23 protein-coding genes and 5 tRNA genes are annotated in these 25,058 nt (G+C 35.9%); 18 read left to right on the top strand and 10 right to left on the bottom strand.

Annotation, left to right across the window (positions count from 1 at the left end):
- The first annotated feature begins 45 nt into the window (after positions 1–45).
- Entirely contained in the window at positions 46–1,179 is a 1,134-nt protein-coding gene (locus ASG21_RS15175; protein ID WP_056081986.1) for an aminotransferase class I/II-fold pyridoxal phosphate-dependent enzyme, read from the top strand.
- Positions 1,180–1,276: 97 nt separating this feature from the next.
- Entirely contained in the window at positions 1,277–1,939 is a 663-nt protein-coding gene (locus tag ASG21_RS15170) for a DUF3575 domain-containing protein (RefSeq protein ID WP_056081984.1), read from the top strand.
- A 125-nt stretch (positions 1,940–2,064) separates the two neighbouring features.
- Here the strand turns inward: ASG21_RS15170 and ASG21_RS15165 are convergent.
- Both ASG21_RS15165 and ASG21_RS15160 read right to left on the bottom strand, forming a co-directional pair.
- Positions 2,065–2,138: transfer RNA gene (locus ASG21_RS15165), tRNA-Arg, on the bottom strand.
- 32 nt (positions 2,139–2,170) lie between these two features.
- Positions 2,171–2,245: transfer RNA gene (locus ASG21_RS15160), tRNA-Pro, on the bottom strand.
- A 402-nt stretch (positions 2,246–2,647) separates the two neighbouring features.
- Here ASG21_RS15160 and ASG21_RS15155 point away from each other — a divergent pair.
- The 5 genes from ASG21_RS15155 (at position 2,648) to ASG21_RS15135 (ending at position 7,641) form a co-directional block, all read left to right on the top strand.
- Positions 2,648–3,280 (top strand): Pvc16 family protein, encoded by a 633-nt coding sequence (locus tag ASG21_RS15155; protein ID WP_056081981.1) that lies wholly within the window; start codon positions 2,648–2,650, stop codon positions 3,278–3,280.
- Positions 3,281–3,329: 49 nt separating this feature from the next.
- Positions 3,330–5,258, top strand: coding sequence for a phage tail sheath C-terminal domain-containing protein (locus tag ASG21_RS15150; protein WP_056081977.1), 1,929 nt, complete (start codon positions 3,330–3,332; stop codon positions 5,256–5,258).
- A gap of 330 nt (positions 5,259–5,588) precedes the next feature.
- Positions 5,589–6,104, top strand: a complete 516-nt coding sequence (locus ASG21_RS15145) for a contractile injection system tape measure protein (protein ID WP_056081974.1) — start codon at positions 5,589–5,591, stop codon at positions 6,102–6,104.
- A 28-nt stretch (positions 6,105–6,132) separates the two neighbouring features.
- A complete protein-coding gene (locus ASG21_RS15140) occupies positions 6,133–6,954 on the top strand; it encodes a peptidoglycan-binding domain-containing protein (protein ID WP_056081971.1) in 822 nt (273 codons plus the stop codon).
- Between the two features lie 15 nt (positions 6,955–6,969).
- A complete protein-coding gene (locus tag ASG21_RS15135; protein ID WP_056081967.1) occupies positions 6,970–7,641 on the top strand; it encodes a chitosanase in 672 nt (223 codons plus the stop codon).
- Between the two features lie 171 nt (positions 7,642–7,812).
- Here ASG21_RS15135 and ASG21_RS15130 read toward each other — a convergent pair.
- From ASG21_RS15130 to ASG21_RS15120, 3 genes are all read right to left on the bottom strand, one after another.
- Positions 7,813–7,886: transfer RNA gene (locus ASG21_RS15130), tRNA-Arg, on the bottom strand.
- Positions 7,887–7,918: 32 nt separating this feature from the next.
- Positions 7,919–7,993 (bottom strand) — tRNA-Pro (locus tag ASG21_RS15125).
- Positions 7,994–8,007: 14 nt separating this feature from the next.
- Positions 8,008–8,094: transfer RNA gene (locus ASG21_RS15120), tRNA-Ser, on the bottom strand.
- A 134-nt stretch (positions 8,095–8,228) separates the two neighbouring features.
- On the opposite strand from ASG21_RS15120, the gene ASG21_RS15115 reads away from it, so the two are divergent.
- The 3 genes from ASG21_RS15115 (at position 8,229) to ASG21_RS15105 (ending at position 11,331) form a co-directional block, all read left to right on the top strand.
- Complete coding sequence (locus ASG21_RS15115) at positions 8,229–9,254, top strand: N-acetylmuramoyl-L-alanine amidase (protein WP_056081963.1); 1,026 nt, start codon at positions 8,229–8,231, stop codon at positions 9,252–9,254.
- Between the two features lie 114 nt (positions 9,255–9,368).
- A complete protein-coding gene (locus ASG21_RS15110; RefSeq protein ID WP_056081959.1) occupies positions 9,369–10,223 on the top strand; it encodes a glycosyltransferase family 2 protein in 855 nt (284 codons plus the stop codon).
- A gap of 82 nt (positions 10,224–10,305) precedes the next feature.
- A complete protein-coding gene (locus tag ASG21_RS15105; protein ID WP_056081956.1) occupies positions 10,306–11,331 on the top strand; it encodes a hypothetical protein in 1,026 nt (341 codons plus the stop codon).
- On the opposite strand, the gene ASG21_RS15100 is transcribed toward ASG21_RS15105, so the two are convergent.
- The 3 genes from ASG21_RS15100 to ASG21_RS15090 form a co-directional block, all read right to left on the bottom strand.
- Positions 11,324–12,799 carry a hypothetical protein gene (locus ASG21_RS15100; RefSeq protein WP_056081953.1) on the bottom strand — a complete coding sequence of 492 codons (1,476 nt, stop codon included), beginning with the start codon at positions 12,797–12,799 and terminating at the stop codon, positions 11,324–11,326. The genes ASG21_RS15105 and ASG21_RS15100 overlap by 8 nt on opposite strands.
- A 9-nt stretch (positions 12,800–12,808) precedes the next feature.
- Positions 12,809–13,603 (bottom strand): FkbM family methyltransferase, encoded by a 795-nt coding sequence (locus ASG21_RS15095; RefSeq protein ID WP_056081950.1) that lies wholly within the window; start codon positions 13,601–13,603, stop codon positions 12,809–12,811.
- A gap of 104 nt (positions 13,604–13,707) precedes the next feature.
- The gene (locus ASG21_RS15090) at positions 13,708–14,385 is read right to left on the bottom strand and encodes a DUF2461 domain-containing protein (protein WP_056081946.1); all 678 of its coding nucleotides are present in this window, start codon (positions 14,383–14,385) and stop codon (positions 13,708–13,710) included.
- A 272-nt stretch (positions 14,386–14,657) separates the two neighbouring features.
- Here ASG21_RS15090 and ASG21_RS15085 point away from each other — a divergent pair, with 272 nt between their 5' ends.
- The 8 genes from ASG21_RS15085 (at position 14,658) to ASG21_RS15050 (ending at position 23,030) form a co-directional block, all read left to right on the top strand.
- Positions 14,658–16,361, top strand: a complete 1,704-nt coding sequence (locus ASG21_RS15085; protein ID WP_056081943.1) for a DEAD/DEAH box helicase — start codon at positions 14,658–14,660, stop codon at positions 16,359–16,361.
- A gap of 230 nt (positions 16,362–16,591) precedes the next feature.
- Positions 16,592–17,230 carry a DUF47 family protein gene (locus ASG21_RS15080; protein WP_056081940.1) on the top strand — a complete coding sequence of 213 codons (639 nt, stop codon included), beginning with the start codon at positions 16,592–16,594 and terminating at the stop codon, positions 17,228–17,230.
- 16 nt (positions 17,231–17,246) lie between these two features.
- On the top strand, positions 17,247–18,389 hold the full coding sequence (locus ASG21_RS15075) for an inorganic phosphate transporter (protein ID WP_056081938.1): 1,143 nt from the start codon (positions 17,247–17,249) through the stop codon (positions 18,387–18,389).
- 443 nt (positions 18,390–18,832) lie between these two features.
- Positions 18,833–19,600, top strand: coding sequence for a GLPGLI family protein (locus ASG21_RS15070; RefSeq protein WP_056081936.1), 768 nt, complete (start codon positions 18,833–18,835; stop codon positions 19,598–19,600).
- A 104-nt stretch (positions 19,601–19,704) separates the two neighbouring features.
- Complete coding sequence (locus ASG21_RS15065; protein ID WP_056081932.1) at positions 19,705–20,676, top strand: polyprenyl synthetase family protein; 972 nt, start codon at positions 19,705–19,707, stop codon at positions 20,674–20,676.
- Positions 20,677–20,770: 94 nt separating this feature from the next.
- The gene (locus ASG21_RS15060) at positions 20,771–21,727 is read left to right on the top strand and encodes a GSCFA domain-containing protein (RefSeq protein ID WP_056081929.1); all 957 of its coding nucleotides are present in this window, start codon (positions 20,771–20,773) and stop codon (positions 21,725–21,727) included.
- Positions 21,728–21,747: 20 nt separating this feature from the next.
- The gene (locus ASG21_RS15055) at positions 21,748–22,266 is read left to right on the top strand and encodes a DUF4269 domain-containing protein (RefSeq protein WP_056081926.1); all 519 of its coding nucleotides are present in this window, start codon (positions 21,748–21,750) and stop codon (positions 22,264–22,266) included.
- Positions 22,266–23,030 carry a TatD family hydrolase gene (locus ASG21_RS15050; protein ID WP_056081923.1) on the top strand — a complete coding sequence of 255 codons (765 nt, stop codon included), beginning with the start codon at positions 22,266–22,268 and terminating at the stop codon, positions 23,028–23,030. Before ASG21_RS15055 ends, ASG21_RS15050 begins: the two co-directional genes overlap by 1 nt.
- A 42-nt stretch (positions 23,031–23,072) precedes the next feature.
- On the opposite strand, the gene ASG21_RS15045 is transcribed toward ASG21_RS15050, so the two are convergent.
- Both ASG21_RS15045 and ASG21_RS15040 read right to left on the bottom strand, forming a co-directional pair.
- Positions 23,073–24,335, bottom strand: coding sequence for a DEAD/DEAH box helicase (locus tag ASG21_RS15045; RefSeq protein WP_056081921.1), 1,263 nt, complete (start codon positions 24,333–24,335; stop codon positions 23,073–23,075).
- A gap of 167 nt (positions 24,336–24,502) precedes the next feature.
- On the bottom strand, positions 24,503–24,991 hold the full coding sequence (locus tag ASG21_RS15040; RefSeq protein ID WP_056081918.1) for a DUF6438 domain-containing protein: 489 nt from the start codon (positions 24,989–24,991) through the stop codon (positions 24,503–24,505).
- Between the last annotated feature and the right edge of the window lie 67 nt (positions 24,992–25,058).

Genomic DNA, 25,058 nt, shown 5'->3' with positions numbered 1-25,058 from the left:
ATTTAAAGCAGAAAAACTATAATTACCTTTTGATGATTTTAATGTATGAATGATAAAATATGGCTTTCATTACCTCATCTTTCAGGTAATGAATTGAGTTTTGTAGAAACAGCTTTTCAAAATAACTGGGTAACCTCAATCGGTGCAAACATTGATGTTTTTGAGCAGCAGCTGGAATCTTTTTTAAACGCTGAGGTTAAAATCTGTTTATTAAATTCAGCAACCTCTTCTTTACACCTGGCCTTGGTAATGCTTGGTGTCTCACAGGGAGATGAAGTTCTTACTTCTACATTTTCATTTGTAGCTTCTGCTAATCCTATTGTATACTGCAGCGCCACACCAGTTTTCATCGACTCCGAAAATGAGACATGGAACATGTGCCCAATTGCTTTAGAAGAAGCAATTCAGGACAGAATTGCAAAAGGTAAAAAACCAAAAGCTATCATCGTTGTACATTTGTACGGAATGCCTGCGAAAATGGATGAAATCATAGAAGTTGCCAATAAATACGACATTGCTGTAATTGAGGACGCAGCTGAAGCCTTAGGCTCAAATTACAAAGGCCAGAAATGCGGCACTTTTGGCCGATTCGGAATTTTATCTTTTAACGGTAATAAAATCATCACTACTTCCGGTGGGGGGGCTTTGGTCTGTCATTCTCCGGAAGATAAAGAAAAAGCAGTTTTTCTTTCAACTCAGGCTCGTGACCACGCACCGCATTACCAGCATTCACAGATAGGCTACAACTACAGAATGAGTAATATTGTTGCAGGAATCGGACGTGGTCAGATGGAGGTTCTGAAAGATCGGGTACAGGCGAGGAGAAAGATGCACGATTTCTACGTTGATATATTCAAAAATATTGAAGGTATAACTGTTTTTTCGGAACCGTCAGATTTCTTTTATTCAAATCACTGGCTGTCTGCGATAGTAGTTGATGGGAAAATTTCTGGTAAAACGTGTGAAGACCTTCGAATGGCATTTGCAGAAGATAATATAGAGTCAAGACCTCTGTGGAAGCCAATGCATTTGCAGCCTGTATTTGCTGATAAACCGTATTACGGTGGTAATGTAGCTGAGCAGTTATTTAACAATGGTTTATGCTTGCCGTCGGGTTCAAATCTTTCGGATGGTGACAGAAGAAGAATCGCAGAAGTTGTTTTGCGGGTATTCGGATAAAATTAATTGTCAGTAATATAAAAATCGTGGGTAGTCCTGCTATTTTGGTCTATAGATGGTTCATCTTTTGTTACAGACAGAACTTAATGTTTTTATAATGAAGTTTGTTTTTGCCTTTACGTACAAAAAGTATTATTTATTTCAAAGAAAAACCTTGTCACTCGCATTTTTACTTCTAGTTTATACCCTGGGAAATGCACAGACAGAAGTGAAAGTAAATGCACTCTTCGCTCCCTTAACAATACTGAATGTTGCTGTAGAAAAGCCGGTATCAGATCATTTTGCACTACAGGGTGAAGTGTTTGTTTCGCCGTGGAAATCCATTACAGGGCGTCACCTTCAAATTTATTTGGGAACAGCCGAAGCAAGATACTATTTTGGTGGAGGACACACAAAATGGTTCGTAGGCGGATACTTTTCAGGAGGAGTTTTTGATCTGCAGAAATGGAACTACTGGAACAAAAAACAAATAGTAAATGAAAATGGAGATTATATGTTTAACGCAGATGGTACTCCCAGAATTACGAGCCTATATCAGCGGGGCTTTGCGTTGGTTTTTGGAATTGATGCCGGATACAAATTTAAAATTTCCGAAAGATTAAATCTGGAAGCTTTTGTGGGAATAGGATCAATACAGGGTTTTTACCACGGATATTTTGCAGACACGGGAACGAGATATGAAACTGCTGAAAACTGGAATAAAAGCGGGGAAATAATTCCCACCAGGGGAGGTATAATGTTTTCTTACGTCTTTAGATAAATTTTCCTTACAGCGAAAGGATTCGGCCATTTGACTGCCTCATTGAAATGGGGATACTTGATCCAGCCGTGCTTTCGCCGATTTTTCCCAAAAAAAAAGAGAAATCATTTCTGATCTCTCTACAGTGAGCGCGAAAGGATTCGAACCTTTGACCGTCTGCTTAGAAGGCAGATGCTCTATCCAGCTGAGCTACGCACCCATTTGTAATTTTGTGAAAATTATCTAAAACTGTCGGGGCGGCAGGATTCGAACCTGCGACCTCCTGGTCCCAAACCAGGCGCGATGACCGGACTACGCTACGCCCCGATTAAAGGTCATCTGAAACAGGAATTACCTTGTTTTTTGTGGGTGCAAAGATAGAAGATTATTTCTAATTTGAAAATAAAATGGCAAATAATTTTAAATTAATTTTTAAAAAAGTAAATTTAGTACCTTTTCATTATTTTGATCTAGCTGAAATTTATCTAAAATGTTTCCCTAACGCAATTTTAAAATATAATAATTATGTAGTTTTTGTAGTGTATTTAATGGCACATATATAAAATTTTTGAATTAACTATTTTCTTTTAAAAGCCTTTCTGCTAATGTGTTTTCACTGGAGATTAATGCTGAACAAAATAAGTGTTGGGGAAAATACGGTAGAGAAATAGTGATATTACGGATTGTATCTATCGGAAAATGAGTAACTTTACTTCATAAAACTACACCATGAATCTCCGAACATTGATAGAATCACTATGCAAACTGGTAGATCCCATCGGCGCTGTGATTGAAACTGTAAATATTTCAGCATTGAACGATGTTGACGAATTTTTTGAAACCGCTTCGCCTGTTATTCTTTCAATTGTCAATATAGAAGAAGACCACACGATGAAAAATCAGTCGTTTTACCTTAAAAATGACAATCAGGATCAGATTTCAGGATATAATCCAAACCAGTATTTCATCTTATCGTTATTGTTTGCGTCTTATAATAAATCCATGAACACATATCTCGACGGAATAGACAAACTCAACAAAATTTTAGTCTTTTTTCAGCAGAATAATTCATTCTTTTATAAAAATGACAATACCGAACTTATTACTGAAGAAAGTTTTACTCAGAAAAGTGAAACTCAAAAAAAGAACTATCAAAGAGTTACCATGGAAAGTGTAAGTTTAGGTATAGAGCAGCTGAATCAGATGTGGTCTTATCTCGGCTCCAAATATATGCCTTCCATGCTATATAAAATGAGATTTCATATGGTACAGGAATCTGTAGTTTCTGACGAAAAAGTGATTACTAGAGTAAGGATTGATCTATTGGAAAATGATAAAAATAATCACGGCGGAGAAATCTAGTCGGGAGAATTTTGGAGAAAACAGAAAAAACAATTTACAATAATCTGCCATGAATCCAATTCCTATCAAAACACCGGGAGTCTACATCAGTGAGATTAACACATTCCCATCTTCTGTAGCTCAACTCACTACTGCGATACCTGCTTTTTTAGGATATACAGAAAAAGGTCCGGCAATTCCGACAAGAATTAAATCTTTTGTAGAGTTTGAGCAGACCTTTGGGGGTGCCCCAGCCCCTAAAAGTATCAGTGTGGTTCTGGATGCTAATGGAATGCCTACTGATCAGTCCCAAGCAGAAGAAAGCAAATTTCAGCTGTATAATAGTTTGAAACTTTTTTATGAAAATGGAGGTAGTATCTGCTACATCGTTTCTGTAGGAAAATACAAAAACGGTGCGACAGTAAATACGATTGCAGAAAGTGATTTTTATGGTAACTCGCCTAAAAAAGGAATCCAGCTGCTGGAAAATTTTGATGAGCCTACTTTAATCCTGTTTCCTGATGCTGTAAATGTAGAAAGCTCTAACCCCAAAACCAGTCTTGGTAATATTCAGAAACAGGCTTTACAGCAATGTGAAAACCTGATGGATCGTTTTGTCATCATGGATGTCATCCAAAAAGATGGTAAGATAAAAGATCTCGAAGATTTCAGAGAAGCTATAGGTAATTCTTCGCTGAAGTATGGGGCAGCTTATTATCCGAATCTTATTTCAGGTGTGCCGAAAAATTTTAGATTTTCCAATATTCAGGGCAGTGGAATAGATTTTAAAATGTTGTATCCGACGTCAAGCATCATTATCAATAATTTTGAAGCATTACATAGAGATATCAGTGCGCTTGAAGCAGTATGGGAAGCTTTAAATACTGATAAGGTCAAACCCGCAACTGCAGCAGCAAACGAGGGAGACGTGAATGCTTATGTTTTAAAATGCTGGAATTTGCTGGGAATTTTTAAAAACCCATATGCCTCAGCAAATTCAGATTTTGCTAATTTTATTTCTGATAATGTTAAAAAAAGCCTCAGGCCTCTCGCTCAGAATCTCTTCGATTTTGAAACGAAATTCGACTCTTTAAGCGGAATTATATATAATCCTGTAATGGATGCCACTTTGGACAGTACATTCAATGATGCTGAGTGGAAGAATACTCCGGCAACAGATTTCTCAGCCTCTGCAGTAAATATGTATGCTAAAAAGCTTACATCAAATCCCATCGGAGAAGACGATACCGCAGATTACGGGAAAATAGAAAGCGAACTCGAAGAACTGCACACCATGATTGTCAATACAATCAATACACAACTTCAGAAGTCATTGGAATACGAATTAAAAATTGAAAATGATTTGATTTCTCAGTTGCCGATATACCCGTTAGTGATTGATAAGCTGAATCAATCTGTGAACACTGTTCCGCCATCAGGTGCCATTGCTGGGATATATGCAAATACAGACGCAACGAGGGGAGTGTGGAAAGCTCCGGCGAATATAAGTATCAACAGTGTCGTTGGGCTTACTGATGATATTAAGGACAGAGATCAGAGAGAGATGAATATCCATGAGACCGGAAAATCCATTAATGCCATCCGGAAATTTACAGGTAGGGGAATTATAGTCTGGGGTGGACGAACACTTGCGGGAAACAGTAATGACTGGCGGTACATCAACTATCGCAGACTAGCCATCACGCTTCAAGAGTCTTTGAAAAAAGCCTGTATGCAGTTTGTTTTTGAACCCAATGTTGCCCAGACATGGATAAAACTAAAAGTAATGATCGAAAATTATCTGACGACATTATGGAATGAAGGAGCTTTTGCAGGCATTAAACCTGAATATGCGTTTTTCGTTTCAGTAGGTCTGAATGAAACCATGTCTGCGCAGGATATTTTGGAAGGCAGGATGATTATCAGAGTTGGCTATGCCCCGTCAAGACCTGCAGAGTTTATCATTTTTGAGCTTAAACAGACACAGCAGAGATCATGAAAACGTTACTTGATATCCGACAAAAAGCTTTAATGAGTTTATGAATGTTATAAAATTAATGATTTCAAAAGCTTACTGAGTTTACGTTTAATATTTAAGATATGGGGTCAGAGAAATTGTCACCTGTAATATATTATTGAAAAAGATTCATCCTTGGTAAGAAGGGATTTTTAAATCAATCTACAAAAAGACATTGGACTTTCAAAAGAGTTGAGCATTCAGAATTTTTAAAGTCAGATTTAAATTAAGCGAGAGGTATATAATTTCCATTAATAATTGGAGAAACAATCTAAAATCTCAACAGAAAAATATCGAATATTTACAAATCAAATGGAGAATAACAGATTTATTGATATAGAAAACACAGGTCTCACCATACTTCATCCATTTTTCATTCCCTTGTTTGACCAACTCAATCTCACAGAAAAAAATGATTGGAAATCTGGAAAAGACACTCATAAAGCTGTTTTATTGATGCATTTTTTAGTTTTTGGAGATGAGAGTTTTGATGAGAATAAAATGGTTTTAAACAAAATACTCTGCGGATTGCAGTCAGATGAGGTCATCCCTGCAAATATGCGTTTAAATGCTTATGAAAAGGAAGCGTGTGAAGATCTTCTACGTGCAGTTATTCAACACTGGAGTTTTATGAAAGATTCATCCATTGATGCGTTTCGTGAAACTTTCCTGAAGAGGAATGGGAAAATTGAATTTAAAAATAAAAATCCAGAAATCTGGATCGAGAAAAAGGGTTTCGACATTCTTCTGAATCAAATTCCTTGGTCAATTTCTACCATTAAAACCCCGTGGATGGAACGACTCCTATTCTGTCACTGGAATTACTAAAAAACTAACATCATAAAACAAAATCATCATGAAAAAAACCAACTATCAAAAAGAATTAATCCTCAGTGCCGCTGCCGTGAAAAAAGGTTTAGCCAACAAAAAATCAGATGTCGAAAAAATCCAGTCATGGCTTTGCCTTCAGGAAAGACAGCACCGCGGCATCGGTACAATGACGGGAATAGACGGAGATTATGGTCCGGCGACGGAAGTGGCAGTCAAAAATTATCAGAAATTTCTTGGCGTGCCGGCAGATGGTATTGTGACAGCTTCTCTGTTTGCAAAACTTACTTCAAATCTCAAAAACTCATTTGAATCCGTTGCGAAAAAAGGAAATTTAAGAGATACGATTTCAGAAGTTGCTCATAATCATCTGAAATGTTTTCCGTTTGAGCTGGTCATCAAGCAGAAAACCAACTGTGGACCTTGGGTAAGAAGTTACATGGGCGGAAATGAAGGCTCAGACTGGCTTTGGTGCATGGGTTTTGTACAGGCAGTTCTCGATCAGGCAACATCTTTGCATGGTAGAAATTTTACTGAAATGATGCCGCTGAGTTACAGTTGCGATACCGTAGGAACACATGGAATTCATAAGGGTGTACTGATCAGAAACGAAAAGATAAGAATCAATCCGGCTCTGGCAAAAAAGGGAGATGTCTTATTGGTCAGAAAATCACAGAATGACTGGATTCATACTGCGGTCATTGTTGATGTGGTTGGAGATACGTTCATAACCATTGAAGGAAATACCAACAATGACGGGTCAAGCAACGGCGACGGTGTTTACAAAAGGGTGAGAAATTTCAGAAAATCTTATCTTGATGTTTTCAGTTTAAATAATTGGCTGGTTTAATTTAAATTTAAAAATATGATTTCATCTTCACAAAAAAGCAAAATAATACAGATTATCAATGTATTTGAAACGGGAACGAAAGAAGGGAAATATGACCTTATCGCAACCTATCCCGACGGAAAAAACGGCTCCAGACAGATCACCTACGGACGCAGCCAGACAACCGAACAGGGAAATCTGAAAGCGCTTATTGAAAAATACATCGCCAATAAGGGGGCGTTTGCAGGAGAATTTAAAATCTACCTCCCGAAAATTGGCAAAACGCCTTTAGTGGATGAAGCTGCATTTAAAAATTTATTGAAAAAAGCGGCGAAGCAGGATCCGGTGATGAGAAAATCTCAGGACGACTTTTTTGACGTTCTTTATTATCAGCCGGCTTTTCATTTCTTTGAAAAGAATAAATTTACAAAAGCTTTGAGTCTGCTGGTCATTTATGACAGCTACATTCATTCGGGAAGTGTGCCGGCGTTTATCAGAGAAAAATTTGCAGAAAATGTTCCGGTAAACGGTGGTGACGAGAAAAAATGGATTAAAAAATATACCGAGGCAAGGCATGAATGGCTAACAAATCACTCGAAACAGCTTTTGCGGAAAACCAATTACAGAACAAAATGCTTTTTGGAACAGATTGCAGTTAGTAATTGGGATTTGTCTAAACCAGTCAATGCAAACGGAACTACGGTATAAAAAAATATGTTTGATTTTACATTCAAAACAATCAGAAAAGTCTGTAATCAGAACAGAAGATATTATTTTCGAAGATATGTTCAGGATAAAGGAATTCCAGGTTTGGAAGTGATGGATGTTTGAAACAGTCTTTAAACAAAAAAAACTCACAAAAAATTGTGAGTTTTTTAGTGAGCGCGAAAGGATTCGAACCTTTGACCGTCTGCTTAGAAGGCAGATGCTCTATCCAGCTGAGCTACGCACCCATTTGTAATTTTGTAAAAATTATCTAAAACTGTCGGGGCGGCAGGATTCGAACCTGCGACCTCCTGGTCCCAAACCAGGCGCGATGACCGGACTACGCTACGCCCCGAGAAAGATAAAAAGCGGAGAGTAAGGGATTCGAACCCTTGGTACCGTTTCCAGTACGCATGTTTAGCAAACATGTCCTTTCGGCCTCTCAGGCAACTCTCCTTTATCTTATATTTTGAAGATCTCTATTCCGTTATTGCGAGTGCAAATATAGAGTAGTTTTCATTACCAAGCAAATATTTTTAACAAAAAAAATGTGTATTTTTACCCTCATAATAGACTATAAAAACCCACAGATGCGTAAAACATTATATATCATCGGATTAAGTACTTTAATTTTTTCCTGTGCTGCGAAGAAAAAAACAGTTGCTGCAACTTACAGACCCAAAATTGCTTCTACCACAAACAAAACTGCAGGCGATAACGACAGCGAAGCAGCCAGAAGACCTCAGGTAAAAACTGAAAACGGAGTAGAATTCTACAGAGAAAATATTGCCAATATTGCTAATAATGACAATACCACAAGTTACGGTTCGATCGTTTCTGCTAAGCCTCAGGGTTATAAAGTTGTGAAGACATATTTTCCGTCAATGGGGCAAAATTTCAGACAGAGGTTTTTGATTCTGCATTATACAGCATTAGATGATAGCAGGTCGCTTACAGCTCTTACACAAAAGTCGGTGAGTGCACATTACCTTGTCAATAATCTTGGTGATAACGAAATTTATCAGTTGGTTGACGAAAATAAAAGAGCTTATCATGCAGGCATCAGTACCTGGAGATCAGATAAAAACCTAAATGATAATTCCATAGGTATCGAAATTGTTAACGTAGGATATACTGCTGATGCAACAGGAAAGAAAACTTTCCTTCCGTACAGCGATGAACAGGTAAAAAAAGTGGCTGCGTTGGCAAAAGATATTGTTGACAGGTATCAAATTCCGCCAACCAATGTTTTGGCACATTCTGATATTGCCCCAACCAGAAAACAGGATCCGGGACCTCTGTTTCCATGGAAAAAACTGTACGATGAATATCAGATCGGGATGTGGTACGACGAAGCAGTGAAACAGAATTTTTATACTCTTGCAGTAACTGATTTTACAACAAAATACAACGATCCTTCATTTGTGTTTTTAGTAAAAACCAGTCTTCAGAAGTTCGGCTACGGAATTGACCTTTCCGAAAAGTGGGATGATGCCACCAAAAGAACCATTGAAGCTTTTCAGTATCACTTCAGACCGCAGAATTACGACGGAATTATGGATGCTGAAACTTGGGCAATATTACAGGCTTTAATACAAAAGTATCCGACAAAATAATATTTGATTTAAATAACAGAATCAAAAAAAATCAACCTTCTTTTCACTCTTTTTAAAGATGATTAGAAGGTTTTTTAATGGATTTAAACTAAATTTGAAAACTAAATTTTCATTTTGAAATTTCTAATCATCATTCCTGCACACAACGAGGAAAACAATTTACCGTTTACTTTAGATTCTTTACAGCAACAGAGTTTAAAGGATTTTAAAGTCGTTGTGGTCAATGACGGTTCTACTGACGGAACTTCAGAGGTCATCAGGAAATATACTGATAAGGATTCCCGATTTGAAACCATTAATCTCCAGAAGTCAGCTCATCAGCCAGGTTCGAAAGTCGTTGCAGCATTTAGAAAAGGTTTGGGAACTCAGAATTTAGATGAATATGATATCATCTGTAAGTTTGATTCTGATATTATTTTAGAGGGAAATTATCTTCAGACCGTTGCTGATGCTTTTGTCAAAAACTCTGACTATGGTTTGGTTGGTGGACTTTTGTATGTAGAGAAAAACGGTGACTGGTTGTACGAAGGAAATTCAAATAAACGCCATGTCCGAGGCCCAATGAAGGCTTACCGAAAGGAATCTTTTCTGCAAATGGGTGGTTTGCGTGAGACTTTGGGTTGGGATAATATTGATGCTATTTTATTGCAGAATTCAGGATGGAAAGAAGTTGTAATTCCTGAATTACATGTGAAATTAATCAAAGTAAAAGGCGCAGATTATACCATAAAACCAGCAGATTATTATGGAAGATATTTTTATTTTTTAGGTTTAAACCGATTTCTGACGTACGTTGCTGCAGCTAAAGAGGCTGTAAAGATTAAATCACCATATTTTTTATTTCAAATTATCAGTTCGTATGAAAAATGTAAATCTCAAAATCTGGAACTGAAGATTTCAAAAGATGAACAGAAAGTAATCAATCAGCAGCGCTGGGATATGTTTAAAAAGAAATGGTTTAAAATATAATTCAATAGGAGCGGGCTTCAGTCAGTTTTTAAATAAAAAGAATATTTCATTGGCTTCAGCCAAAACTTAGAATATCAACAGTTTGAAAAATATCGCCTACATCGAAATCGACACCCACGCAGAAATTGCTGCCGATTTTTTGGATTTAATGAAAGATTCCAAAGAATTTTTTGTCGATTATTATTTTTCAGAAAAAATCAAAAATCAGATTCCGCAAAATTCTGAAAACATCTTTCTATCGGATCAGTCGGTAATTTTAAGCCAGCTGAAATCGAAGAAATATGATTTAATAATTATTGGAACGGTTCACCGGTATTTCAATACATTTTTAAGCGTTACCCAGCAATATAAGACTGCTGTAATCGTTCACAATCTGAATTTTCCCAAAGCTTCAAAATTGGTTTTAATTCAGAATATTATCAAAGAAGATATTGGTTACCGGTTAAAATTGCTGTTGAAGGAAGGGTTAATGAATTCAGCGAAAGTTTATCAGAACGCATCTCAACTTGTTTTGGATAACAGTTTTTCTTCATCTGAATATCAGTTTTTACCTCTTTTTTACACCAAAGAATTTATTCAGGATGAAAACGAAAAAATAACGGTTGTCATTCCAGGTGGAGTTTCCCAGAAAAGACGTGATTACAGGCATGTTTTAAATGTTATTCAAAAATCAAAGTCAGCTGCAGATATTGAATTTGTATTTTTAGGAAAGGCAAAAGGAGATGAGCTTGAGAACATCAGGAAAGTTTCGGAGAAATTTGATTTAAGATATTTTACAGAAAGAATTTCGCAGAAAAAATTTGAAATGTGGATGACAAAGGCTGATGTTTTATGGTGTCCGATTCAGCAGAAAACAGAATTTTTCAGCCAAAAAGAAATCTACGGTAAAACCAAAATGACCGGAAATATTGGCGACGCCATCAAGTTTGGAAAAATAGCTGTCTTCCCAAAAAAATATTCTTCAAAAATGGATTTTATCGTTCAGGAAAAAGAAGATGTAATTCAGCAGTTCTATGATTTGAAAAACTTTAAATACGACTTTCAGAAGGCATTTAATAAAAAAGCTGTTCTCAAAAATTTAGAAAATCTTCTGGTCGATCTTACTTAAATTTCAAAATGCTTTTAATAAATTTCATATTGATATAATCTTCAACAGGAAATATTTTTGTGAAATGATTTCCTACAAAGATCAGCAATAAAACAACCGCCGGTTTATAAATCAAATTGATGAAATTATTCTCAAAAACAGGCAAAACAATCGCAACAGTAATTGCCAAAGTACAGATAATCGACACGAAAATCATTTCTATAGAAAAAGGAGAAACTTTAAACACAAAATAATTAAAAATCACTTTTATCATATTATAAAGCGTCACAGAGATCGCCGTAGACAAAGCAATTCCAATCAGAGATAAATCAGTGTTGTTGATAAAGTACCAGTTCAATCCAATCGTCAAACCTGCCAGTAAAAGCATAACGATGATGTTGAACTTGTAATATTTTGAAAGCGAAATAATATTTCCGTTAAAACCCGTTGCCAGATCCAGTAAAACTGCAGATCCCCAAATCCAGATCACAGGCTCATACATCCTCAGTAAATCTCCTTTTTTAGGCATAAAGTGAGTCAAATACGGAAATCCAACCATGATGCAGCCGAACAGAACTGCTCCCAAAAAGTAGATGGTAAGCGAAGTTTTCTTATGAAATCTGTCAAGTTCTTCCATATCGCCGTCAGCCAGATTTTTTCTGATAATGGGTGCAGAAATATTGAATAGTCCCAGTTGCGGAATGGAAATCAGCGAGATTAAAGCAAGCAGAATGCTGTACACAGCAATTTCTTCTTCACCAATAAATTCGCCAATCATATAATTGTTGATCGCCATGTGATTCCCAAACGTTCCGAGAAATCCAAAAAAACTGTAAGCCGCAAATTCTCTGTAAAAATTATCCTTCTTGAAATAGTCTCTGCTGAAATCAAGCTGTACCTTCTCGAGTTTGTTGGTGTAATAAATGTATCCCGAAAGCATTAGAGCAAACATCCCGAAGAAAAATGCCAATGCAATCTGTTCTGAAAACTGAAAATAAAAAAACAGACAGAACGAACCTAAATTAGCCAATTTCGGTAAAAGATTATCGAAAATATTGGAAACAACAATCCTTTTATAATTAGAAATATATCTGTTGAGAACGGCACAAAGCGAGAGTGTGAGTACTAATGGGAGTATATATTTTTTACTTTCCCAGATCTTCATTTCGGCAAAGTGAGGGAAAAAGTAAGGGATGAGAAAAAAAATAATAAGAAAAATGATGAAATTAATGCAAATCAACGCGAGAGAAAGTGACAGCATATTTTGATTTTTACCTTCTTCCTGCGCTTTACCGAAAAATTTCACATTAGAATACGAAATTCCCAACACCACAAACGGAACCAGCATTTCTGCCGCAGACATGATGTACCGTAATTTTCCGTAAAAAATCAGATTATTGGTGAAAATAAAAATAGAAAACATCCCGATCAATGTCGCGACATAACCAATTACAGAATACTTAAATCCCTGCCTTGCAACTACACTCATACTCAGTTTTTAAAAGTTTTTAGGAAGGAAAATGATATTGTTGATGTAGTTGGTTTTATTTTTTTCGTCGCCTGTGTTTTTGATCAGAATTTCTTCGGTCAGTTTTTCTGTTTCAAAGGTTTTTCTGTTGAGGTATTTTGCTTCAAAACCCCAGCTTTCGACTTCTGATATCTCGTTCCAGATGGGTGTTTCGTGATGTCGCTGTTCCATCTCAACCATCAAAACCGGTTTGTATTTTTGAATGGTATTTTTTCCTCCAAGAAGGGTTTTCATTTCATTTCCTTCTACATCAATTTTAATAAAATCAATTTTCGGAAGTTTTACAGAGTTTATCCAGTCGTCCAGTTTTACAACTTCAACTGTTTCTGTATAAGAATTTTCTTCGTCTTTTTCTCTGTAGGAAGTATTTAAAGTTCCTCTCGAAGCGACCATTTTTCCTTTAATAATCGGAACTTTAAACTGAGCGGTTGTGTTTTCATCAGAAAGTGCCACAGAAGAAATGTTCATCGACGGGAAAAGTCTTTTCAGCCTTACGTTCAGCTTCTTATTGGGTTCAAAAGCGAAAATATTCTGATGTTTCAGTTTGTTTTCAAACTGATAGAGAAAGGTGCCTACGTTGGCGCCAATGTCGAAAATTACCGCATCGTTCCGTAAATAATCTTTTATCCAAACCAATTCCGGTTCTACATTTCTCGCCGAAAAGTTTTCTTTGGTAAGGTTTTCCAGATTTTTAAAATACCTCTGTTTATAGAAAGCGGGGCTGATAAACTGTAAATTTTCTGCGAGCTGCTGGTATAAAGACATTAGTTTTTCTTTTTTATGACCAGCAAAGGTAGTGAAAAATGTTAAATTTTAATTAAATCGCACTTATTGTAATGTGTTCATTTTCAGAGCAATGTGTCTATTGTCTAATTTGTAGAATTTAATATTGCGGAATTTAAAAAATCATTCAGCGGTTTTGCTGCTTCAAAGATTTCAGAGAATTTTTTTGCAGCATCATTATGGATGATATCTTCGTCTTTTAATGGATAGACCACAATAAAATTTTTCAGTTTTAAATATTCGGCCATAGGATCTTCTTTTTCAAAGCCCTGCGGAATTTTCTTTAGTTGGTCGTCCTGGTCAAGCTCTTTAAAAAGTTTTTTGAAATTTTTCTGACTAACAACTTTCAGGAAATCTTCAGAATACAGCGAAATTTCTTTGCGGATGGTTTTTAAAGCTGCAGAGTCCGGCATGTAAATTCCGGAAGCAAGAAAAGATTTGCCAGGTTCCACATGAAGATAGTAGCCTGCTTTCTGGCTGCCTTTTCCCATTCCTAAAGATGCTCCCATATTGGTTTTATAGGGAGATTTGTCTTTCGAGAAACGTACGTCGCGGTAAATTCGGAAAAGCGTCTTTTTGGCATCTGTCTTTAAAATGTCTTCATCAAAAACACCCATTTCTGCTATAAGATCTTCTATGAATAAAATCATATTTTCCTGAGAATCGGTATATTGTTTTTTATTCTCCGTAAACCACTCACGGTTATTGTTTTGAATGAGATTCTGTAGAAAATTTAAAGTATTTTTTGATATTGTTGCAGACATTCGATGATTGATTTTAAACCAAATTTAATCAATTTAAATCTATTGTAGAATGAATTTTTGAAGTATTAATAAAAATTAACTGTTAAAACAAAGAATGTCCTAAATTGCTGCGAGGGCATGATATTTTTAAAATTTTGAATAAAAAGGATGATTTTTTTTGATTATTTTAAAAAATGAATCAAATTTAAGATGTTAAATTATTGATTCTGTAATATACGTTGCGAGATTATCCAAATAATAATTGTACCTTTGCAAAAATTTTATATTATTTAATGAATTTATTTACGGAGTCCAATTTAAGACCTGATTTACTTAAGGCAATTGGCGAACTGGGTTACGAAAGCCCGACAGAAATCCAAAAACAGACTATCCCTTTCATTCTTTCAGATATTCGCGATTTGATCGCACTTGCGCAGACAGGGACAGGCAAAACAGCAGCGTTTTCGCTTCCGATTTTGGATATGATTGACGATACGAGTCGCAAAATCCAATTTTTGGTGCTTTGTCCGACACGGGAATTATGTCTTCAGATTGCTAAAGACATAAAAAACTACACGAAGTACATGCCGAACATTAAATCTACAGCGGTTTACGGGGGAAGCAGTATTATGGATCAGATGAGATCTCTAAAGGACAAACCACAGATCATTGTGGGAACTCCGGGAAGAGTAATCGACCTTATCAATAGAAAAGCATTAGACTTTTCAGCAATTCACTGGTTGGTTTTAGACGAAGCAGATGAAATGCTTTCAATGGGTTTCAAAGACGAATTGGAAACAATTTTGAGCGAAACTCCTGAAACAAAACAGACTTTCCTTTTCTCAGCAACAATGAGCAAGGAAGTTGAGAGAATTTCTAAAAATTATCTGACCAAACCACACAGAATTTCTGTAGGTTCTATTAACGAAGTTAAGAAGAACATCAAGCACGAATATTATGTAGCCGGTTACCGTCAGAAAAAGGAGGCTTTGAAAAGATTAATCGATTCAAACCCTAATCAATATTCAATTATTTTCTGCCGTACAAGAATGGAAACTCAGGAAGTTGCCGATTTCTTAATGCAGAACGGTTATGCAGCTGATGCTCTTCACGGTGATCTTTCTCAGGCGCAGAGAGATACAGTAATGAAGAAATTCAGACTGAAAAACATTGATATTCTGGTAGCAACAGATGTGGCAGCGAGAGGTTTGGATGTGAATTCACTTACGCACGTTGTACACTACTCTTTGCCGGATGATCCGGAAGTATTTGTTCACAGAAGTGGAAGAACAGGTAGAGCAGGAAAAGACGGTATTTCTATTTCTTTGATTAAACCTGAGGAAAGCAGAAAACTGAAGCAGATAAAATCGGTTACCAAAATTGATATTACTGAATCAAGAATTCCTACAGGTGAAGATATCGTAAAAGCTCAGGTAGCTGGTGTTTTCGAAAACCTTTTGGAAGTACACGAAGATTTCTTCGAATTTGATGATTCTTTAATTCCTGACCTATCTGAATTTTCAAAAGAAGAACTTGTGCACAAATTGCTTCAGTTCCAGTTAAAAGATCTTGCGCTTTATTATAAAGACAAGCAGGATATTCTGGAGCAGAAAATGAGTACAAGAGATGATGACAGAGGAGGAAGAGGCGATAGAAGAGACAGAGACAGAGGAAGAGACCGCGACAGAGGGCCAAGAGATGACCGTGATGGAAGAAGAGGCGACCGTGGCGGAAAACCAAGACAGCGTGACGAAAATATGACAAGATTTTTCTTTAATTTAGGTAAAAAAGACCAGTTGAAGAAAATTGATGTCCTTGAAATTATCAACAAAGCTACTTCAAGTAAAGGTAACAAAAGAGCTGAAATCGGTAACATCGAGATCCTTGAAAAATTCTCATTCTTCGAGGTTGAAAAATCTTTTAAAGGTGAGCTTTTGGGAAATATCCAGTCCATGAAGTTTAAAGGAAAAGATATGAGAGCTGAAGAAGCTAACTAATCTTATTCATACCATATAATTTAAGCCGGCATTTTCGCTGGCTTTTTTTATTTAAATCATTGAAAAATAGCAACTTGTAAGGTTTGTTTAGTGATATAGGTAATCATATTTAGCTGTAATTTCGATTGTTAAAAAGTTTATTCCAATATGAACAAAAATTAACGCTGGATGCTTTTTGTTAAGAAGCTTTTTTTAGAAATTTGCACACGAATTATAATAAATACTTTACAATGGGAATTGGTAATATTTTCCACGCTTTTCAACCAAAAGATAAAATCTTCTTCGTACTTTTTGAAAAAGTAACCGACAACCTTGTGGCTATGTCTGAAGAGTTCAATAACGGGATCAAAGATTTTGACGTAAACGACGATACCATGTTGAAAAAAATGAGCGACTACGAGCACAAAAACGATGAGTTGACTCACGAGATTTTTGTGGAACTGGGGAAAAACTTCATTACTCCTTTCGATAGAGAAGATATTCACACCCTTGCTACAGGTCTTGATGATATCGCAGATTACATCTATGCTTCTACAAAATATATTTTCCTTTATAAGTCTCCTGAGATGAAGGCTTATTCAGATTTCTCTTTACTGATTCACAAAGCATGTATCGAAATTCAGAATGCAATGAAGAACCTTAAAGGATTCAAAAATATGGAGCAGGTGAAAGAAGCATGTATCAAAGTAAATTCTATTGAGAATATTGCTGATGATCTGCTTTCAAACTCTATGGTTGATTTATTTGAAACCAATGATGCCATCAATATCATCAAAGTTTCTTCTGTATTGAACTATCTTGAAATCGTAACCGATAAAGCTGAAGATGTAGCCAATACGATTGAAAACATCATGATTAAATACGCTTAAACAAGAGATCTGAAAGATGGAATTTCCTATTTTACTTACAGTGATCATTGCTTTGGCGCTTATCTTCGATTACATCAACGGTTTTCATGATGCAGCCAATTCTATTGCCACTATTGTTTCTACAAAAGTTTTAACTCCTTTTCAGGCAGTACTCTGGGCAGCACTCTGGAATTTTGCGGCCTTCTTTATCGCTGCTTATATTATTGGTGAATTTAAAATCGGTAATACAATTGCCAAGACTGTTAACGAGAATTTTATTACGCTTGAAGTAATTTTCTCAGGTCTTATCGCCGCCATTGCGTGGAACCTTTTAACATGGTGGTTCGGTATTCCGTCATCATCTTCCCATACTTTGATCGGCGGCTTTTTGGGAGCAGCCTTAATGCATGCTTTCCTGATGGATTACCGCGAAGTAGTAGCTGCAACGCCTGATTTAGGCATGATCGACACTCTGAAGCAGACTTTTTCCAAAGTCGTGAGCCAGGATGTTGTGAAATTCAGCAAAGTAATCCCAATTTTCTTATTTATTTTCCTTGCTCCGGTAATTGGTATGATCATCTCTATTATCATTACTTTAATTATCGTACACCTTTATAAAAGATCAAATCCTTACAAAGCTGACAAATCTTTTAAAAGACTGCAGTTGGTTTCTTCAGCTCTGTTCAGTTTAGGACATGGTTTGAATGACGCTCAGAAAGTAATGGGAATCATTGGTGCGGCTGTTATTTATTATCACGTTCAGATTCTTATAGATCCTGAGTATATAAATATAGCTTCTGCAGACCGTTTTGACCACTTTGCCAAAGATTATCTTTGGGTACCTCTGGTTTCTTTCGTAGCAATTGCATTGGGAACCATGAGCGGAGGATGGAAGATCATCAAAACAATGGGAACCAAAATTACAAAAGTAACCTCTCTGGAAGGTGTAAGTGCAGAAACGGCAGGTGCAATTACATTATTTTTAACAGACCATTTCGGTATTCCTGTTTCGACTACACATACTATCACCGGTTCAATTATCGGAGTAGGTTTAACAAAAAGGATATCAGCAGTACGTTGGGGGATTACCGTAAGCCTTCTTTGGGCATGGGTTTTAACGATTCCTATTTCTGCGATTGTTGCAGGAATCACCTATCTTTTGGTTACTTATTTAACGTAAAAGATTTTAACTGTAAATTTGAACTTTGCTCATTTGGGCAAAGTTTTTTTGTTTATTTAAAATAATTAATTTGTCAAAGAAAAGTGATTGAAATTTTGTACATGTCTTTTTTTTTCATTTCTTTGAATAGTTGAAACTAAATGCGCAAAAAGTTTAAACAAAATTTCTTAAATAAAAAAATTATTTTTAGTAGCAGCCTTAGGCGTTGCTGGATTAATGAGTGCTAATAACATATAGGTTATTAAACCTACCAAAGTAGTAAAGAAGTGGTTTGCCAATATACCAATAAAAACATCATGTGGATTAGTAACCTTTATTTCTTGGGATTTAGATTGGGGAATTAAATGTTTAATGAGCGATGCTGCTGCAGATTATTTAACTTGTGCACTATAGAAAATGTAGATCCATCACTTCAATGTGATGGGTTTTTATAATATATGTTCATGAAAAAAGAAATTATACTATTTTTAGTTTTTATTACTAATTTTATTAATGCACAAAGCATTAACTCCGATATAGCATACTATTACAATTATAGCTATCATACAGACTCAACTAACATAAATAAAATTAATACCGAGGATACTGTACTACTTACAAATCCTAAGGAATCTTTATTCTGTAGCTATACAAAAATGAAAAATGATTCTACTATTTTAAGTAATATACAGAAAGGAAATATGGTGATTGATTACAGTGTGTTACCTAAAAGCAAAGTCAATCAATCAGTATATTTTGATAAAGAAAAAGGAAATATTACTGTTTACGACAAAGTCATTAATGCAACCTTTAGTTTTCCTGTAACTAAATTAGAGTGGCAGTTAGGAAGTAATAAAAAGAAAATTGGTGAGTTTGATTGCCAAAATGCGTACTGTCTCATTAATGGAAGAAAATTTGAGGCATGGTTTACAAAGTCAATACCACTTAGTGATGGGCCATATCGATTCAAGGGACTGCCAGGTTTGGTTATTGAGGTGTACGATGAGAAAATGCTTTTTCACTTCTTACTAAATGGTTTAAAAAAAGGAAATACAAAGGCTGATTTGCCTAAAAATCATATTCCTACCACAAAAGAGACTTTTGTGAATAAAAGAAAAGAGTTTTTGAAGGATCCTGCCGGTGTTACAAAAGTGTATATGGGTGACAGGATAAAAATTGATCCGCAGGTTGTTAATAATAATTTTAAAAATTATAATGTATTCTTAGATTAATCTGCACATATAATAATTAATATCTCATCTTCATCTTTTGATGGAGATTTTTTATTTCAAAACCCCTCGGAAAATTGTATTTTTGTTCAAACTATTTACATTTTATGGAATTCTTAGACACCTACCAACAGATTGTTGCTGATGCCATTACCAAATATACTTTCAAAGACAAGCCGGCAGAGCTTTACGACCCGATGAATTACATCATTTCCCACGGCGGAAAGCGTCTTCGCCCGATCATGGTGCTGATGGCCTGCGATCTCTTTGGCGGTGACATGAAAGAGGCAATTAAACCGGCTCTGGCCATCGAGTTTTTCCATAATTTTACGCTGATTCATGATGATATTATGGATGAAGCACCTTTAAGAAGAAATAAGCCAACCATTCATACCCTTCACGGGATCAATACCGGAATTCTTTCAGGAGACGGGCTCATGCTGAAAGCCTACAAGTTTTTTGAAGACCTTGAACCTGAAATCTTTAAAGCCTGTATCCGAATTTTCACCCATACAGGATTGCTGCTTTGCGAAGGTCAGCAATACGACATCAATTTTGAAACAAAAGAAGACGTAACCTTCGATGATTACATCAGAATGATTACCTACAAAACCGGTGTTCTAAGCGCTTCATCTTTCGAGATTGGGGCAATGATAGCAAAAGCCAATTTTAAGGATGCAAAAGCAATTTTCAACTTTGGAAAACACATCGGTATCGCTTTCCAGATCATGGATGATTATCTGGATGTATTCGGAGATCAGGCACAGTTTGGTAAGAAGCACGCAGGAGATATTTACGAAAACAAAAAAACAGTTCTTTATCTTTTGGCAAGAGAATACGCCACAGAGGCTGAACTTAAAGAACTTGATTTCTGGTACTCAAAGAAAACAGATAATATCGATAAAGTTTACGGCGTAGAAAAGATCTTCCGACGCACAGGAGTAGATGAAAAAGCTTTAAGACTGATCGAAAAACACAACGAAATAGGTCAAAGTTTCCTTCAGAAAATCGATATCGACGATGAGAAAAAAAAGCCTTTCGCAGAACTGGCTAACTATCTTTTAAGAAGAGAATCTTAATTTGAAATTTTGATAATGTATCAATTTGAAAATTGTCAGCGACTAAATTTTCATTTTCAAATTATCAAATGAACTCATTTTCAAATTGACTTAAATGAAATTCCGTACTGAAGTAAACATCGCAGAATCTGAAAACAAAATAGAAATTGAAGATAAAACATTTTCAATAGGTTCCTGTTTTGCGTCGGAAATGTCTGATTTATTTCAGAAAGGTCAGCTTCAGACGGTCAACAATCCGTTCGGGACGGTTTTCAACCCATTTTCGATTAATAATGCTGTGAAAAGACTTCATGATTCTGAATTTTATCATGAAGATGAACTGATTACCTATCACGACGAATTTATTTCCCTTGATCACCACACAAGTTTTGACACGAGGTTTATTCATCAGACTTTGGATAAGATCAACACAAAATTGACTGAAGGAAATCAGTTTCTGCAGGAATCAAACTGGGTCATTATCACTTACGGAACGTCGTTTATCTACGAATTTGAGCCCAAGAAAAAATTGGTTGCGAACTGTCACAAAATTCCTCAGAAATTCTTTGAGAAAAGACTTTTGACGCATCAGGAACTGACAGATTCAATTTACGACACGGTTATCAATTTAAAAGATATTTGTCCGGAAAATCTGCAGATTTTGTTCACGGTTTCCCCCGTTCGTCACACTAAAGACGGAATGACTGAAAACCAGTTGAGTAAGTCTAAACTGATTACAGCGGTTCATGAAGTCATTTCTCAGTTTGAAAACTGCCATTACCTTCCGGTTTACGAGATTTTAATGGACGATTTGCGCGATTACAGATTTTATAAAGATGATTTGATACATCCTAATTCGCAGGCGGTCAATTACATTTTCGACAAGTTTGGAAATGCTTATTTTTCTGATGAAACGAAAGATTTTATCAAAGAAAATTTTAAAATCAATCAGGCTCTGGAACATCGGACGGATGACGAGAAAGATCCGAAGTACATTGAATTTAAAGAAAAGCTGAATCAGAAAATTGAAGTTCAGAGATTGAAAGTGAAACATAAAATATTCAGGATTTAAGGTCTAAAATTTAAAATTAAATGATTGACTTTGCTAAACTTGATTATTTAAAAGTAGGAAATAAAAAACAGAAAAGAGCTTTTCAGATTCTTTATCAATATGAAATCTTTGAAAAACTTCAGGAATATTCACCTGTTTTAGCAGGAACAATTCCAATTGCGATTGATATTGAGGAAAGTGATTTGGATATTATTTGTGAGGTTAAAGATCAGCTTGAGTTTAAAAGCTTTTTAAATCAGACATTTTCTGAATTTGATTTGAATATTGAAACCCTTGTAATTAACGAAACTAAATCGGTTGTCTGTAATTTAATAATAGAAGAATTCCCAATCGAAATTTTCGGACAGAACAGGCCGGCAACTCAGCAAAACGCCTACCTCCATATGCTTGCAGAACATAAAATACTGACTGAAAAAGGAGAAGAATTTAAACAGAAAATAATAGATCTTAAGAAAAAAGGAATCAAGACAGAACCGGCTTTCGGAATGCTTCTGAATCTCAAAAATCCTTATGAAGATCTTTTAAATTTTTTAAAATAATGATTGATACACATACGCATTTATACGCAGAAGAATTTGATGAAGACAGAAAAGAAGCCATCGATAGAGCTGTAGATAAAGGAATTACAGAATTTTATCTTCCTGCAATCGACTCAGAATCGCACGGTAAAATGCTTCAGCTGGAAAGTGAATATCCTGACCGTATTTATTCAATGATGGGTTTACATCCTTGTTATGTTAAACCTGAATCCTGGGAAAACGAACTGGAAATTGTTAAGAATTATCTAGATCAGAGACATTTTCCGGCCATCGGAGAAATTGGGATTGATCTGTACTGGGACAAATCTACTTTGGATATTCAGGTGAAAGCTTTTGAGCAGCAGATCGATTGGGCAATTGAAAAAGATTTGCCAATTGTAATCCACACGAGAGAAAGTTTCGATGAAACGTTTGAAGTTTTAGATCGGAAAAAACATCCAAAGCTTCGTGGAATTTTCCATTGTTTCTCAGGAAATCTTGAGCAGGCAAAACATGCTTTAGATTTAAATTTCATTTTAGGAATCGGTGGAGTAGTGACCTTTAAAAACGGGAAGATTGATCAGTTTTTGAATGAAATTCCATTAGACAAAATAGTTCTGGAAACAGATTCACCTTATCTCGCACCCGTTCCATTCAGAGGCAAAAGAAATGAGAGTTCATATCTTGATCTTGTTGCCGGTAAACTCGTCGATATTTATGGAGTCGACTTCGCGGAAATCGACAGAATTACAAGTGAGAATGCGAAGAGAATTTTTAAAGCTTAGCATTATATAAAAATTAAGCCTTCCAAACGGAAGGCTTTGCTTTTATTTCTTTCTGAAAAAATTACTTTTATTCTTAGGCTTTTTGCTGTGATCCGATTTCTGCTGACCTGCAGCAGCTTTCGGTCTTGGCGTGAAAGGCTTGTTGTTGGAATCTCTTTTTTCGATCACCAGATTATCGGTATGGAAAGGATGATCTTTTACTACCGGAATTTTCATTCCAATTAATTTTTCGGTATCCTTTAAATTCAATAAATCTAAACCGTCCACAAATGAAAGCGAACTTCCTTCTGCTCCTGCACGGCCTGTTCTACCAATTCTGTGAACGTAAGTTTCTGCCACATCAGAAAGTTCGAAGTTGATCACATATTTCAGTTCGTCAATATCAATTCCTCTTGCAGCAATGTCTGTAGCTACCAAAACACGTGTTTTACCTGATTTAAAATTACTTAAAGCATTCTGCCTTGCGTTTTGCGATTTATTTCCGTGAATAGCTTCTGCTGTGATATTCGAAGCCTGTAACTTTCTTGCAATTTTGTCGGCTCCGTGCTTGGTTCTTGAGAAAACCAAAACAGATTCTTTGATATTGTCCTGAAGAATATGTGAAAGCAGATCCAGCTTTTTATCTTTATCAACGAAATAAACAGACTGCTTAATGGTTTCCGCAGTGGAAGAAATCGGTGTTACTGAAACTTTGATTGGTGTATTCAGAATAGAATCTGCAAGTTTCTGAATTTCCGTCGGCATTGTTGCCGAGAAAAACAGCGTCTGTCTTTTTTGAGGTAAAAGTTTAATAATTCTTTTTACATCATGTACAAAACCCATGTCGAGCATTCTGTCGGCTTCATCCAAAACAAAAATTTCAAGATTCTTAAGAGAAATAATTCCCTGTGCGATAAAATCAAGTAATCTTCCGGGTGTGGCAACCAGGATATCAACACCTCTTCTCAAGGCCTGCTCCTGACTTCCCTGTTTTACACCTCCAAAAACTACGAGCTTTCTTAAAGGTAAATTTCTGCCGTAAGCATTGAAACTTTCCTCGATCTGAATTGCCAGTTCTCTCGTTGGCGTCAGGATTAATGCTTTTATGTGATTGTTTTTAGGGCCTTTTCTTTCTGTAAGATTCTGTAGAATTGGGATGGCAAATGCTGCAGTTTTGCCAGTTCCTGTCTGTGCTGTACCAAGAACATCTCTGTGTTCTAAAATAGAAGGAATCGCTTGTTCCTGAATAGGGGTTGGTTTTTCGTAACCTTCATTTTGAAGCGCATCCAGAATGGGCTTAATGAGTTTTAAGTCTGTGAATAACAAAATATTTATTGCGTATTAAAATAATGCGGTCGAAGCAGTATACTTCATCATTTTTAAGCAGATCTGCTAAAGGATTTTTAACAGAGTTTTTAAGTAAAATCATTTACTATTTGGCTGAGAATGCCGCGAAATATACTGCAAAGATAGTTTAAATTATTTTAAGACAATTATTCTACTTTTTTCCAGTCCTGATTAGTTCTCAGGTCTTCAAAAAATTTGTAAACTTCTACCAGTTTTTCTGTTCCTTTTTTGCCGTAGTCTTCAACTTCTTTTGAAGTTCCGTCAGCAAATTTAATTCTTAAATAAGAGGTTGCCATGTCAGTAATATTTCTGCTACCGTATTTATCATTCATTGACTTCACATTCAGACCATCGATTAAGGCGGTCAGTTTTTTATAGTCTTCTTCTTTGATGGTTCCTTTAAAAGTTCCTTCTCTCGGTTTGTCAAAGTCGCTTTTGTTGAAACCTTTGGAAAAATTAAAATGTTCGGCTTCAAAAACCGCAGTTCTGTCAGGATTTATAGTGATTTTAAACATCGGACAAGAGCCAAAGCACGGTCCGGCCTCGTATTCGATCTGAGAATATTTTGAACCTGTTTTTTGCGAAGCACATGAGAACAGAAGGACGGAGGCTAAGATTGCCAAAAAATATTTCATATTTAAGTTTTTAATTTTAGTAATAAATGATATGTAAACGCCCATGAATATTGATTTTTGTTATCAA

This window comes from Chryseobacterium sp. Leaf394 (assembly GCF_001424105.1).
GTDB lineage: Bacteria > Bacteroidota > Bacteroidia > Flavobacteriales > Weeksellaceae > Chryseobacterium.
Note: the sequence above shows the minus strand (reverse complement) of the source record. Positions and strands in the feature narration are given on the sequence as shown.

Coding starts and splice junctions, on each gene's coding strand:
- ASG21_RS15155 (WP_056081981.1), top strand. CDS start 2,648: ATGAATCTCCGAACATTGATAGAATCACTATGCAAACTGGTAGATCCC.
- ASG21_RS15075 (WP_056081938.1), top strand. CDS start 17,247: ATGGAATTTCCTATTTTACTTACAGTGATCATTGCTTTGGCGCTTATC.
- ASG21_RS15100 (WP_056081953.1), bottom strand. CDS start 12,799: ATGAGTGTAGTTGCAAGGCAGGGATTTAAGTATTCTGTAATTGGTTAT.
- ASG21_RS15070 (WP_056081936.1), top strand. CDS start 18,833: ATGAAAAAAGAAATTATACTATTTTTAGTTTTTATTACTAATTTTATT.
- ASG21_RS15150 (WP_056081977.1), top strand. CDS start 3,330: ATGAATCCAATTCCTATCAAAACACCGGGAGTCTACATCAGTGAGATT.
- ASG21_RS15175 (WP_056081986.1), top strand. CDS start 46: ATGAATGATAAAATATGGCTTTCATTACCTCATCTTTCAGGTAATGAA.
- ASG21_RS15140 (WP_056081971.1), top strand. CDS start 6,133: ATGAAAAAAACCAACTATCAAAAAGAATTAATCCTCAGTGCCGCTGCC.
- ASG21_RS15050 (WP_056081923.1), top strand. CDS start 22,266: ATGATTGATACACATACGCATTTATACGCAGAAGAATTTGATGAAGAC.
- ASG21_RS15055 (WP_056081926.1), top strand. CDS start 21,748: ATGATTGACTTTGCTAAACTTGATTATTTAAAAGTAGGAAATAAAAAA.
- ASG21_RS15040 (WP_056081918.1), bottom strand. CDS start 24,991: ATGAAATATTTTTTGGCAATCTTAGCCTCCGTCCTTCTGTTCTCATGT.
- ASG21_RS15095 (WP_056081950.1), bottom strand. CDS start 13,603: ATGTCTTTATACCAGCAGCTCGCAGAAAATTTACAGTTTATCAGCCCC.
- ASG21_RS15170 (WP_056081984.1), top strand. CDS start 1,277: ATGAAGTTTGTTTTTGCCTTTACGTACAAAAAGTATTATTTATTTCAA.
- ASG21_RS15085 (WP_056081943.1), top strand. CDS start 14,658: ATGAATTTATTTACGGAGTCCAATTTAAGACCTGATTTACTTAAGGCA.
- ASG21_RS15135 (WP_056081967.1), top strand. CDS start 6,970: ATGATTTCATCTTCACAAAAAAGCAAAATAATACAGATTATCAATGTA.
- ASG21_RS15060 (WP_056081929.1), top strand. CDS start 20,771: ATGAAATTCCGTACTGAAGTAAACATCGCAGAATCTGAAAACAAAATA.
- ASG21_RS15080 (WP_056081940.1), top strand. CDS start 16,592: ATGGGAATTGGTAATATTTTCCACGCTTTTCAACCAAAAGATAAAATC.
- ASG21_RS15065 (WP_056081932.1), top strand. CDS start 19,705: ATGGAATTCTTAGACACCTACCAACAGATTGTTGCTGATGCCATTACC.
- ASG21_RS15090 (WP_056081946.1), bottom strand. CDS start 14,385: ATGTCTGCAACAATATCAAAAAATACTTTAAATTTTCTACAGAATCTC.
- ASG21_RS15145 (WP_056081974.1), top strand. CDS start 5,589: ATGGAGAATAACAGATTTATTGATATAGAAAACACAGGTCTCACCATA.
- ASG21_RS15115 (WP_056081963.1), top strand. CDS start 8,229: ATGCGTAAAACATTATATATCATCGGATTAAGTACTTTAATTTTTTCC.